Below are 12,150 nucleotides of genomic sequence, written 5' to 3'. Positions count from 1 at the left end.
AGGGGTATGAGTAGGGGTATGAGCGCGGATATGAGCGCGGGCACGAGCGCGGGTATCGGCGCGGGCGGCAAGGCGGATGGCGGCAGCAGCTGGGTCGCGCCAGCCTTCGCCGGCGTGACGCTGGTCGTACTGCTGGCGGCGGCCGTCGGCGGCCTGCTGCTGGGCGCCATCGATATCGGCGTCGGGCAGGTCTGGGCCGTTCTGCTGCAACATGCCGGCGCTGCGGTCGGCGCCGTTGCCAGCGACTTTGCCGGCGACACGGCCGGCGAGGTGGTGTGGTCGCTGCGCGCGCCGCGCGTGGTGGTGGGGGCGCTGGCCGGCGCCTGCATGGCGGTGTCGGGCGCGCTGATGCAGGGCATGACGCGCAACCCGCTGGCCGATCCGACGCTGACCGGCGTGGCCGCCGGCGCGGCTTGCGCCATCGTCGCGGCGCAAACCTGCTGGCCGGCGCTGGCGCCGCAATGGCATGCGCCGCTGGGCATCGCCGGCGGTGTGGTGGCGGCCGGATTGGCTTTCGCGCTGGCCTGGCGCGAGCGCCTGGCGCCGACCCAGCTGGCCCTGGCGGGATTGGCGGTGACGGCCTTCGCCACCGCCGGCATCACCACCTTGCTGGTGTTGTCGGGACCGGACGCGGCGTCGCTGTTCTTCTGGCTCAGCGGCGGCCTGGCCGGACGGGGCTGGGAGCACGTCGAGCTGTTGTGGCCATGGGCGGCGGCCGGCATGGCCTTGGCCTGGCTGTGCGCGCCGGCGCTCGACGTGATGGCCTTGGGCGACGAGGCGGCCCATGGACTCGGCCTGCATTTGACGCGCTGGCGCCTGGCCTGCGGCGCGGCGGCGGTGGCGCTGGCCGCCGCCGCCGTGGCCGTGGCCGGGCCGTTCGGCTTTGTCGGCCTGTGCACGCCGCATATCGCCCGCCTGTGCCTGGGCAATGGCCACCGCAGCCTGCTGCTGGGCGCGGCGGGCTGCGGCGCCGCCCTGGTGTGCGTCGCCGATCTGCTGGCGCGCAGCGTGGCCGCGCCGCGCGAGCTGCCGGCCGGCTTTGTCACCGCGCTGATCGCCGCGCCGCTGTTGATCGGCGTGCTGCGCAAGGGGAGGGCGGCATGAGCGCGACGCTGACGGCAATGCCGGGAGTGCCGGCCAATACGCCGACGGCGGCGCGCGCTGGGCGGGCGCTATGGCTGTCGCTGGCGGCCGGCGTGGCGGTGCTGGTGCTGGCGCTCTGCGCGACCTTTTGGGGCGCGGCCGATCTGTCGGCCGGCGCGGTCTGGCAGGCCTTGTCCGGCGCGCTGAATAACGGCAGCGGCAGCGGCGACGGCAATGGCAGCGGCGCCACCATCGTGTGGCAGTTGCGGTTGCCGCGCGTGGTGCTGGCCATCGTGGTCGGCATGCATTTCGCGGTCAGCGGCATGCTGCTGCAGTCGGCCCTGCGCAATCCCCTGGCCGACCCGGGCGTGCTCGGCATCTCCTCCGGCGCGACCTTGGCGGTGATGCTGTTCTTGTTGTTCAACGTCTTCCTCGGTGCCGCCGACAGCAGCCGGCTCGACGCCTATCCGGTGGCCTGGCTGCCGGCGGTGGCGCAATGCGGCGGCATCGCCACGGCGCTGTTGGTGTATGGCTTGTCCTGGCGCGGCGGCGCGGCGCCGGCCCGGCTGGTGCTGTTTGGTGTGGCGGTCGGCGCCACCTTGCAGGCGCTGGCGATGGGTATTCTGGCCGGCTGGGGTTCGGCGCGGGTCGAGTTTGTGTTGAGCTGGCTGGCCGGCAGCCTGTACGGCAAGGACTGGCAGCACCTGTATCCGCTGCTGCCATGGAGTGTGCTGGGCGCGCTGGCCCTGCCGTTGGTGCTGCGGCCGATGGGCGTGCTGGCCTTGGGCGACGACGGTGCCCGCAGCCTGGGTCTGGCGGCCGAGGCTTGGCGCTTCGCCCTGGTGGCGCTGGCGGCCTCGCTGGCCGCGTCGGCGGTGGCGGTGACCGGGCCGGTCGGCTTCCTCGGCCTGCTGGTGCCGCACATGGCCAAGAAACTGGTCGGCGGCCCGCCGGGGCGGCAACTGCCGCTGGTGCTGCTGTTGGGCGCCGGCGTGGCGCTGGCCGCCGATCTGCTTGGCCGTCTGCTGATCGTGCCCGACGAAGTGCCGGTCGGCGCCGTCACCGCCTTGTTGGGCGCCCCTTTCTTCCTGTACCTGATGGCGCAACGCCGGAATAGTTGACATGACACTCTCTTGCAAGCAGCTGACGCTGGGCTACGGCGCGCGCGCCGTCATCAGCGACCTGTCCCTGGCGCTGGAACCGGGCCGCATCACCACCTTGATCGGCCCCAACGGCTGCGGCAAAAGCACGCTGCTGCGCGGTCTGGCCGGCTTGCTGAAGCCGCAGCGCGGCGAGGCGCTGCTGGACGGTCGAGCGCTGGCCGGCTGGCCGCGCAAGCGCCTGGCGCGCCGTCTGGCCTTCCTGTCACAGGGCGGCCTGCCGCCCGAGGGCCTGACGGTGCGCGAAATGGTGCGCCACGGCCGCTTCCCGCACCTGGCGCTGTTCCAGGGCGAGGGCGCGGCCGACCGCGCCGCCGTCGACTGGGCCTTGAAGGCCACCGATATGGCGGGGTTGGCCGGCCGCTTGTTGACCGAGCTATCCGGCGGCGAGCGGCAGCGCGCCTGGATCGCCATGGCGCTGGCGCAGCAGGCCGACATTTTGCTGCTCGACGAGCCGACCAGTTATCTCGACCTGCGCCACCAGTTGGAGGTGTTGCAGCTGCTGCAGGAGCTGAACGTCAGCCACGGCCTGACCTTGCTGATGTCGCTGCACGACCTGAACCAGGCGATGCGCTTTTCCCATCACACGGTGGTGCTGGACGGCGGCAGAGTCGCCGCCAGCGGCGCGCCGGCCGAGATCATCGACGCCGGCCTGCTGCGCCGCGTGTTCCAGGTGGAGGCCACGCTGATCGCGCGCGGCGACCACCAACCACCCATCTGCCACCCGGAGGCCGCCGTGCGCGCCCCGGCGGCGGCCCGACAAGCAGGATAGACAGGACAAGCAGGATAGACAGGACAAACAGGAGATGAGAATGAAGACGATGTATCGCAAGGCGCTGCGGCGCGGACGGGCCTGGGCATTGGCCGCCGCCGGCCTGCTGACCCTGGCCGGCGTCCAAGCCGCGCCGCACAAATTGACCGACGACCGTGGCAAGCCGGTGCTGCTGCGCGACGACGCCAAACGGGTGGCGGCGATTTCCTACTTCGCCGCCGACACGGCGCTGGCGCTGGGCCTGCGGCCGGTGGCCTCGACCTTCCTGGTCAAGGGCCGCGAGCCGGAGTATCTGCTCGGCTGCACGGCCAGCGCGGCCAAGCTGGGCCAGCGCGCGGCGCCGAACCTGGAGCTGCTGGCGCAATCGCGGCCGGACCTGGTGGTGGCGATCCGCCGCTACACCGAGGCCAACGCGGCCAAGCTGGAGCAGGTGGCGCCCTACATGGCGCTGAACCTGGAGAACTACGCCGACAGCGACCGTTCGATCCGCCTGCTGGGCGAGGCGCTGGGCAAGCCGGCCGCGGCGCAGCGGCTCAACGACGACTTCCGCGGCGCCTCGCGCGAGCTGGCGGCGCGCGCCGCCGGGCGGCAACGGCCGTCCTATCTGTTTCTGTGGGGGAGCGGCGACGCGCCCTGGGCCTTCTACAACGAGCACATGACATCGGCCATCGTCAACGGCGTCGGCGCGGTCAACGCGGCCGGCGCCAACCCGACCCCCGCCGTGGCCGACAACACCGCCTTCGAGATGAGCGTGGAGGCGATGCTGGCGGCCGACCCGGACCTGATCTTCGTCTACGACTACGGGCCGAACCGGCGCTTCGAGCGCAATCCGCTGTGGGCGCGGCTGAAGGCGGTGAAGAACCGCCGCGTGGTCTACGTCAAGGACCACTGGATCGAGTCGCACGGTCCGGTGGCGCGCCAGGTGGTGCTGCGCGAGGCGGCGCACGCGCTGCATCCGGCCGTGTTCGCGCCGGCCGACGTGCGCGCCATCGCCACGACGATGATTCCCCGCTGCCCCTGACCTTGAAGGAGACCCCATGCTTAACTGGAATTGCCAAGCCCTCGACGGCGCCGCGCCGCCGCGCCGCGACGAGGCCCACTGGGCCATGCTGCGCGCCGCGCTGCCTTACCGCGTGGCGATCCGCCCGCTCGGATTCTTCCGCCCCTCCGAGGCGGTCGACCACGAGGCGGTGCGCCTGCTGGCCAGCATGATCGCGGCGGCCGGCGCCTGGACCCGGCCGCTGCCGGTGCACGGCGAGACCGGCATCATCATGGACGGCAACCACCGCGCCGCCGCCGCCGCGCTGCTGGGGCTGCGCCAGCTGCCCTGCGTGCTGCTCAGCTACCAGGACCCGCGCGTGACGGTGACGGACTGGCGCAGCGGCGCGCCGTTCAGCGTCGAGGCGATCTACCGCGCCATCCTGGCCGAGCGCGGCTTGCTCGCCTATAAGACGACGCGCCACGACTTCGCCCCGGTGCTGCCGGAAACCGATATCGAGCTCGACATGTTGCGTTAGCGCGCCGGTCTGCGCTGGCGCAAAGCCGGTGGATTCCGGGTGCGTAGGATGGTGCGGTCAGTTTTCTGACAGCGGACTTTTTCCAGCACATCGTGTGTATCGTGTGTATCGTGTGTATCGTGTGTATCTTACGGGAGAACAAAATGAAATCCGATTTCATCGTTTTGCGCAGGGAAGCGTCGCCGACGCGCGACCAGTTGTGGGGCGCGCCGCTGGCCGGCGCGGCCGGCATCGCGGCGGCGGGGCCGGCCGGGCGGAATCTGACGGCCGAGGTGAGCAACGTCGAGCGCAAGCAGGTGCGCCAGATCGCGGCCCAGGCCGATACCGTGGCGGTGGCGCCGGTGATGCCGATGCGCTTGATCGCGCCGGTGTCGTCCGAGGCCGTGGTCGGCGCCAACGCCCAAGCCGCCTGGGGCCGGCTGGCGGTCGGTGCCGACACCTCGCCGTTCGACGGCGACGGCATTGTCGTGGCGGTGCTCGACACCGGCATCGACGCCGCCCATCCGGCCTTCATCGGCGTCGAGCTGGTGCAGATGGACTTCACCGGCGAGGGCAACGGCGACGGCCATGGCCACGGCACCCACTGCGCCGGCATCGCCTTCGGCCGCCCGGTCGACGGCGTGCCGATCGGCGTGGCGCCCGGCGTCAAGAAGGCGCTGATCGGCAAGGTGCTCGACAGCCAGGGCAGCGGGTCGAGCGACAACATCGTCAAGGCCATCTTGTGGGCGGTCGACCAGGGCGCCAACGTCATCTCCATGTCGCTGGGGATGGACTTCCCCGGCTACGTCGCGGCGATGGTCGCCGACGGCATGCCGGCCGACCTGGCCACCGCGCGCGCGCTGGAGGGCTACCGCGCCAACACCCGCCTGTTCGACAGCCTGTCGGCGCTGATCAGTGCCCACGAGCTGAGCGCGCAGGCGAGCATCGTGGTGGCCGCCGCCGGCAACGAGAGCAAGCGCGCCGTCGACCCCGAATACGAGGTGACGGTGAGCCCGCCGGCGGTGTCGCTGGGCTTCCTGTCGGTCGGCGCGCTGGGGCAGCAAGGCAGCCAGTTCGCTGTCGCCAACTTCTCCAACACCGGGGCCAACGTCAGCGCGCCGGGCGTCAACATCGTTTCGGCGGCGGCCGGCGGCGGCCTGCGGGCGATGAGCGGCACCAGCATGGCCACCCCCTGCGTGGCCGGCGTGGCGGCGTTGTGGGCGCAGAAGTTGACCGCGGCGGGCCGGCTCAACAGCTTCCAGCTGATGTCCAAGCTGGCCGGGATGGCGAGCGCGGCCGACATGGTCGCCGGCTCGGACCCGTTCGACTTCGGCGCCGGTTTGGTGCGCTGCCCGCAGGATTAGGCGGGCGCGACTGGTCGGATTTATCTTGCCAGTCAACGATTTCGTGAATACAATCATAAACTTGCAACATTGTTTCAGGTCCTGCTCGGGCTGTCGTCCGAGCGGTGAAATGGGAAGCCGGTCAGTTTTTCGATGAAAGACGATCCCGGCACTGCCCCCGCAACGGTATTTGAATAAAAAACCCGCATCACGCCACTGTGTTAAACCATGGGAAGGCGCGGGTTTTGATCGCCGCAAGGTGATCGCTTCAAGAGTCCGGAGACCAGCCTGAAACTGAACATAAACGTTTGTATCGCGGAGGGCGATCCAGGTGGTTTGCAGTGTTGCGCACCCATCATTGCTTGGTCCTCCCGATATGAATCCCTGTTCCAGTCCTGCTCGCCGCGCGCGCTTTTTCGTCGTGTCGCCCAGGCTGGTATTTGTGCTTTCTGGAAGGACATCATGTCAATTCACGCCTCCGCCGTCGTCGATCAAGCCACCGCCCCAGCCACGTCCGTCGCCAAAGACAAAGTCATGCCGGCCCTGTTCGCCAGCGCGCTGGCCGTCGCCCTGTTGTACGGCGCCGCCTTCTCGCCGATGGAGGCGCTGCACAATGCCGCCCACGACGGGCGCCATTCGGCGGGATTCCCGTGCCATTGAAGCAAAGTGAGCGCATGACGAAGAACAGTCCTTTCAACCGCATCGTGCGCACTGCGGTGGCGGCCGGGCTGTTGTCCGGCCTGGTGCTGACCGGGCTGCAAAGCCTGCAGGTGGCGCCGATCATTCTGCAGGCCGAGACTTACGAGGACGCGCAGGAGCGGGCCGAGGCGGTTGCCGATGTCGTTGCTACGCCGGCGCCGGCGCAGACGCAGGCCGCGGACGCGCGGGAAGTCAAGGCGGAGCTCGCCCACGAGCACCCCGTCGCGGCGGCGCACGAGCATGTCGCCTCCGCTGTGCACGAACACGGCGCCAAGGTCGGCCACACGCACGGCGTGGCCGGCGCACATACGCATGATGCCGCCGTCGAGCAGGACCACGATCACCAGCAAAGCGCTTCCGCTTCCTCTTCCTCGTCCGCTTTCGAGCCGGCTTCCACTTCTGCCGCCACCGCCGCGACGCCGGCGCCGCACGCGCATGGCGCCGAAGCCGGCGGTGAGCACGAGCATGGCCACGAGCACGGCGGCTGGAAGCCGGAGAACGGCGCCCAACGCACCTTCTTCAGCGCCGTGGCGAATATCAGCATGGCGGTGGCCTTCGGCCTGCTGCTCAGCGCGGCGATGACGCTGCGCGGCGTCAGCCACGGTTGGCGCGGCGCCTTGTTGTGGGGCGCGGCCGGTTACGCCGTGTTCTTCCTGGCGCCGTCGCTGGGTCTGCCGCCGGAGGTGCCGGGCACCGCCGCCGCGCCGCTCGGCGAACGCCAGGTGTGGTGGTTGTTGACCGTGGCCGCCACGGCGGGCGGCTTGGCGCTGCTGGCGCTGGCGCCGCGTTGGCCGCTCAAGCTGGCCGGTGTGGCGATCCTGTTGGCGCCGCATCTGGTCGGCGCGCCGCAGCCGCTGGTGCATGCCAGCGCCGCGCCGGCCGAACTGGCGCAGTCCTTCATCTACGCCACCGCTTTCGCCAACGCCGTGTTCTGGCTGGCGCTGGGCGCGTTGTCCGGTTTCTTCTTCAAAAAGTTCAACTGAGCGCATGAGAACTCACACACGCCACGTCTTCATGTGCGTGGGGCCGCGCTGCACCGAAAACGGTGAGCGCGCGCAGGCCATGTTCGAACTGATGGGCGAAAAGATCGACGCCTTGCCGGAGCTGCGCGTCAAGCGCACGCGCACCCACTGCATGGTCGCCTGCCGCGCGCAGGGGCCGGTGCTGGTGGTCTACCCGGAAGGCGTGTGGTACAACCGCGTCGACGAGGCGGCGGTCGAACGCATCGTCACTGAACACTTGCTCGGCAACGAGGAAGTCAGCGATTTAATTTTCCATCGCCTCGGCGAAGGCGACACCTGTCCAGCGGAAGAATAAGATGTCCGAAACACCAGTAGGCCAGGCGCAGATTGTTCTGCTTACCCACGCCTCGAACGACCTCACCGTATTGCACCACGCGCTGGCCCAGCTGCCGGCGCAGTTCCCCTCCCTGAATGGCATCAACCTGCAGCCGCTGGCCAGCGACAGCGAGATGACGGCGCTGCTGGCCGGCGAATTGTCGGCCGCCCGCGTCATCATCCTGCGCGTGCTGGGGCGGCTCGGCAGCGTGCCGGGCGTGGCCGAGCTGGTGGGCCAAGCGCGCCGCCACGGCGTACACCTGATCGCCATCAGCGGCACCGGCGAGGCCGATCCCGAGCTGGCCGCCGTGTCGACGGTGGCGCCGGATGTGCTGCGCCACTGCCTGGAGTACTTCCAGGCGGGCGGCAGCGCCAATCTGGCCCAGCTGCTGCGCTACCTGGCCGACCATTTGCTGTTGACGGGCTTCGGCTTCGAGCCGGCCCACAAGCTGCCCGAGCACGGCATCTACCATCCCGACCTGGCGCCCGGCGCAAGCAGCGAGGACTGGCTGGCCATGCGCGCGGCGGACAAGCCCAGCGTGGGCATCGTCTTCTACCGCGCCCATTGGATGAGCGGGAACACCCGCTTCATCGACGCCATGCTCGACGCGCTGGAAAAGCGCGGCATGAACGTGCTGCCGGTGTTCACCTCGTCGCTGCGCGCCGGGGCGGACGAGGCGGGCGCGTTGCCGAGCGCCTTGCGCTACTTCCGTGGCGAGCAGGGCACGCATGTCGATGTGCTCATCAACACCACCTCCTTCGCGATGGGCGAGATCACCGCCGGCGGCTCGACCCCGGCCGGCTGGTCGGTCGGCGTGCTGGAGACGCTCAACGTGCCGGTGCTGCAGGCGATCACCAGCGGCATGACGCTGGCGCAGTGGCAGCAGTCGGCGCGCGGTATGAATCCGCTGGACGCGGCGATGAACGTGGTGCTGCCGGAGTTCGACGGCCGCATCATCACCGTGCCGATCTCGTTCAAGGCGCGCGCGGCGGGCATGCCGAGCGAAGTCATTGAGTATGAGCCGGTGTTCGAGCGGGTGGCGCGGGTGGCCGGCATCGCCGCGCGCTTCGCCCAGCTGCGCCGGATACCGAACGCGAACAAGCGGGTCGCCTTCATGTTCACCAATTCGAGCAGCAAGGCTTCGCAGATCGGCAACGCGGTCGGGCTGGACGCGCCGGCCTCGCTGATGCGGATTCTGGAGGCGATGCGGCTGGCCGGCTACGATGTCGGCACGCTGCCCAAGGACGGCACGGCGCTGATCCACGATCTGGTGGCGCGCTGCTCCTACGACAATATCTATTTGAGTGCCGAACAACTGGTCAACGCGGCGGGGCGGGTGCCGACGGCGCAGTACGCCGAATGGTTCGCCGATCTGCCTGAGGAGATGCGTCAGCGCATGGTCGCGCAGTGGGGCGAGGCGCCGGGCGAGGCCTACTTCCACGACGGTCATCTGGCGCTGGCCGGCATTGAGCTGGGGAATACCTTCGTCGCGCTGCAACCGCCGCGCGGCTACGGCATGGACCCGGACGCGATCTACCACCAGCCGGATCTGCCGCCGACCCACCACTACTATGCGCTGTACCGCTGGTTGCGCGAGGAGTGGCGCGCCGACGCTATCGTCCACGTCGGCAAGCACGGCACCATGGAATGGTTGCCGGGGAAGGGCGTCGGCCTGTCGGAGAACTGCTTCCCGGACGCGCTGCTGGGCGATCTGCCGCTGTTCTACCCGTTCATCATCAACGATCCGGGCGAGGGCTCGCAGGCCAAGCGCCGCGCCCACGCGGTGGTGGTCGACCATTTGACGCCGCCGATGACCACCGCCGATACCTACGGCGCGCTGGCGCAGCTGACGCAGCTGGTGGACGAGTATTATCAGGTCGAGGTGCTCGACCCGTCCAAGCTGCCCTTGTTGCAGCAGCAGATCTGGGAGCTGGTCAAGCAGACCAACCTGAATTCGGATTTGCAGGCGCGCTTGCTGCATCACGACCATGACCACGAGGGCGGGCACGATCATGGGCATGGGCATGGGCATGGACATGGACATGGACATGGACACGACCATGGTCACGACCACGGACATGACCATGGCCACGATGGTCATCACGGTCATGACCACGATCACGATCACGATCATGAACACGACGGCGAGTTGCCGGCGGCCCTGGCCGCGATGGGCGGCTCCGATGTCGCCCACTTGATCGAGGATCTGGACGGCTACTTGTGCGAACTGGGCTCGGCCCAGATCCGCGACGGCCTGCACATCCTCGGACGCGGACCGGACCACGAACAACTGCCGGACATGCTGGTCTCGCTGACCCGCCTGCCGAATCAGGACGTGCCAGGCTTGCAGGCCGAAGTCGCCCGCTTGTTCGGGCTGGACTTGAACATGCTGCTCGACCAAAAAGGCCGCCGCGTCAACGTGGTGCCGTCGTTGGCGCGCATCGCCGGCCGCGCCGTGGTGACGCGCGCCGACGCGCTCGAATCAATCGACAGCCTGTGTCTGAAGCTGTTTGTCGAACTGCGCGAGTTCGACTACGCCGCTACTCGCATCGACGCCGTGCTGGACCAGGTGTTCGGCCAGCTCGACGCCGACGACGCGGCAGCCAAGCCCTTGCTGCAACCGGCCATGCGCGCCGGCGGCGGGACTTTGTTGGCGCAAATGGGCAAGCAGCGCGCCATGCTGCCGGCCCGTCCCGCAGCAGCGGCCACGGCTGCCGCTTCGTCTGCGGTCGCACAGGCGGCGGTTGTGCCGGCGCCGACGGCGAGGGTAACCGTAACCGTAACCGCAACGGCACCCGCAACCGCAACGGCGCCCGAAACTGTCGTCAACAAGGCAGCGCCGCAGGGCGACCGCGCCAGCCGATTCAAGGCGCTGCGCAGTGTGCTCGGTTTCGCCTGCCGCGAACTGGTGCCGAACCTGGCCCTGGCCACCGACGAAATCGACAATCTGCTCAACGGCCTGTCCGGCCAGTACGTGCCGGCCGGTCCGAACGGTTCGCCCAGCCGTGGCATGGCGCACATCCTGCCGACCGGGCGCAATTTCTACTCGGTCGATCCGCGCAGCGTGCCGTCGCAGTCGGCCTGGCGCGTCGGTCTGCAACTGGCGCACGAGGTGCTGACGCGCCATGAGCGCGAGACGGGCGCCTATCCGGAGAGCGTGGCCATCAGCATTTGGGGCACCAGCGCGATGCGCACCCACGGCGACGACGTGGCGCAGATCCTGGCGCTGCTGGGCGTGCGGCCGGTCTGGCGCGCCGAGAACCGCCAGGTCAGCGGCGTCGAAGTGATTCCGCTGGACGAGCTGAAACGCCCGCGTATCGACGTGACGACGCGCATCAGCGGCTTCTTCCGCGACGCCTTCCCGCAGTTGATCGACCTGATCGACGAAGCGGTCAACACGGTGATCCAGCTAGACGAGCCGTTGACGCACAACTTCGTGCGCAAGCACTATCTGGCCGAGCTGGGCGACTGGATCGGCCAGGGCCTGCCGCAGGAAGAGGCGGAACAGCGCGCCGCCTACCGCGTGTTCGGCGCCAAGCCGGGCAGCTACGGCGCCGGCATCCTGCCGCTGATCCAGCACAAGAACTGGGAGACCGACGCCGACTTCGCCGAAGCCTATGTCAACTGGGGCGGCTACGCCTACGCGCGCGGCGCGCAGGGCGTCGACCAGCGCGACGCCTTCAAGCTGCGCCTGTCCGGCGTGGAGGTGGCGCTGCACAACCAGGACAACCGCGAACACGACATCTTCGACAGCGACGATTATCTGCAATTCCACGGCGGGATGATCGCCACCATCCGCGCGCTGAGCGGTCAACAGCCACGGCATTATTTCGGCGACAGCCACGACCCGGCGCGGGCACAGGTGCGCGACTTGAAGGAGGAGACGCTGCGCGTGTTCCGTTCGCGCGTGGTCAACCCGAAATGGCTGAACAGCATACAGCGCCACGGCTACAAGGGCGGCCTGGAGTTGACCGCCACGGTCGACTACCTGTTCGGCTACGACGCCACGGCGCAGGTGATGGACGACTGGATGTACGAGGACGTGGCGCAAGCCTACGGTTTCGATCCGCAGATGCAGCAGTTCCTGCAAGAGGCCAACCCGTGGGCGCAAAACGCCATCGCCGAGCGACTGTTGGAGGCGGCCGGCCGTGGCATGTGGAAGGCGCCGCGCGCGGAAACGCTGGAGCGGCTGCGCGAGCTGTACTTGAATAGTGAAACCCTGTTGGAGGCGCGCGGCGAAACGCCGCGCAATGGATAAG

At 69.1% G+C, this 12,150-nt stretch carries 10 protein-coding genes and 1 riboswitch; all 10 genes read left to right on the top strand.

Features of this window, described 5'->3' with window-relative positions; translation table 11 throughout:
* Positions 1-30: 30 nt before the first annotated feature.
* The 10 genes from H7U20_RS20185 (at position 31) to H7U20_RS20140 (ending at position 12,149) form a co-directional block, all read left to right on the top strand.
* Positions 31-1,104, top strand: coding sequence for a FecCD family ABC transporter permease (locus tag H7U20_RS20185; RefSeq protein WP_199760930.1), 1,074 nt, complete (start codon positions 31-33; stop codon positions 1,102-1,104).
* Complete coding sequence (locus H7U20_RS20180) at positions 1,101-2,204, top strand: FecCD family ABC transporter permease (RefSeq protein ID WP_199760929.1); 1,104 nt, start codon at positions 1,101-1,103, stop codon at positions 2,202-2,204. Before H7U20_RS20185 ends, H7U20_RS20180 begins: the two co-directional genes overlap by 4 nt.
* A 1-nt stretch (position 2,205) precedes the next feature.
* Positions 2,206-3,015, top strand: a complete 810-nt coding sequence (locus H7U20_RS20175; protein ID WP_199760928.1) for an ABC transporter ATP-binding protein — start codon at positions 2,206-2,208, stop codon at positions 3,013-3,015.
* Positions 3,016-3,055: 40 nt separating this feature from the next.
* Positions 3,056-4,036, top strand: coding sequence for an ABC transporter substrate-binding protein (locus tag H7U20_RS20170; protein WP_233410931.1), 981 nt, complete (start codon positions 3,056-3,058; stop codon positions 4,034-4,036).
* 16 nt (positions 4,037-4,052) lie between these two features.
* Positions 4,053-4,532 (top strand): ParB N-terminal domain-containing protein, encoded by a 480-nt coding sequence (locus H7U20_RS20165; RefSeq protein WP_233410930.1) that lies wholly within the window; start codon positions 4,053-4,055, stop codon positions 4,530-4,532.
* Positions 4,533-4,675: 143 nt separating this feature from the next.
* A complete protein-coding gene (locus tag H7U20_RS20160; RefSeq protein ID WP_199760927.1) occupies positions 4,676-5,875 on the top strand; it encodes a S8 family peptidase in 1,200 nt (399 codons plus the stop codon).
* 59 nt (positions 5,876-5,934) lie between these two features.
* Positions 5,935-6,160, top strand: a riboswitch (cobalamin riboswitch).
* Between the two features lie 156 nt (positions 6,161-6,316).
* Complete coding sequence (locus tag H7U20_RS20155) at positions 6,317-6,514, top strand: CbtB domain-containing protein (RefSeq protein WP_199760926.1); 198 nt, start codon at positions 6,317-6,319, stop codon at positions 6,512-6,514.
* Positions 6,515-6,528: 14 nt separating this feature from the next.
* Positions 6,529-7,536 (top strand): CbtA family protein, encoded by a 1,008-nt coding sequence (locus H7U20_RS20150; protein ID WP_199760925.1) that lies wholly within the window; start codon positions 6,529-6,531, stop codon positions 7,534-7,536.
* 4 nt (positions 7,537-7,540) lie between these two features.
* Entirely contained in the window at positions 7,541-7,870 is a 330-nt protein-coding gene (locus H7U20_RS20145; protein WP_199760924.1) for a (2Fe-2S) ferredoxin domain-containing protein, read from the top strand.
* Position 7,871: 1 nt separating this feature from the next.
* Complete coding sequence (locus H7U20_RS20140) at positions 7,872-12,149, top strand: cobaltochelatase subunit CobN (RefSeq protein WP_199760923.1); 4,278 nt, start codon at positions 7,872-7,874, stop codon at positions 12,147-12,149.
* Position 12,150 lies beyond the last annotated feature (1 nt).

This window comes from Rugamonas violacea, from assembly GCF_016461825.1.
GTDB lineage: Bacteria > Pseudomonadota > Gammaproteobacteria > Burkholderiales > Burkholderiaceae_D > Rugamonas.
Note: the sequence above shows the minus strand (reverse complement) of the source record. Positions and strands in the feature narration are given on the sequence as shown.

Coding starts and splice junctions, on each gene's coding strand:
- H7U20_RS20140 (WP_199760923.1), top strand. CDS start 7,872: ATGTCCGAAACACCAGTAGGCCAGGCGCAGATTGTTCTGCTTACCCAC.
- H7U20_RS20170 (WP_233410931.1), top strand. CDS start 3,056: ATGAAGACGATGTATCGCAAGGCGCTGCGGCGCGGACGGGCCTGGGCA.
- H7U20_RS20155 (WP_199760926.1), top strand. CDS start 6,317: ATGTCAATTCACGCCTCCGCCGTCGTCGATCAAGCCACCGCCCCAGCC.
- H7U20_RS20175 (WP_199760928.1), top strand. CDS start 2,206: ATGACACTCTCTTGCAAGCAGCTGACGCTGGGCTACGGCGCGCGCGCC.
- H7U20_RS20180 (WP_199760929.1), top strand. CDS start 1,101: ATGAGCGCGACGCTGACGGCAATGCCGGGAGTGCCGGCCAATACGCCG.
- H7U20_RS20160 (WP_199760927.1), top strand. CDS start 4,676: ATGAAATCCGATTTCATCGTTTTGCGCAGGGAAGCGTCGCCGACGCGC.
- H7U20_RS20145 (WP_199760924.1), top strand. CDS start 7,541: ATGAGAACTCACACACGCCACGTCTTCATGTGCGTGGGGCCGCGCTGC.
- H7U20_RS20150 (WP_199760925.1), top strand. CDS start 6,529: ATGACGAAGAACAGTCCTTTCAACCGCATCGTGCGCACTGCGGTGGCG.
- H7U20_RS20165 (WP_233410930.1), top strand. CDS start 4,053: ATGCTTAACTGGAATTGCCAAGCCCTCGACGGCGCCGCGCCGCCGCGC.
- H7U20_RS20185 (WP_199760930.1), top strand. CDS start 31: ATGAGCGCGGGCACGAGCGCGGGTATCGGCGCGGGCGGCAAGGCGGAT.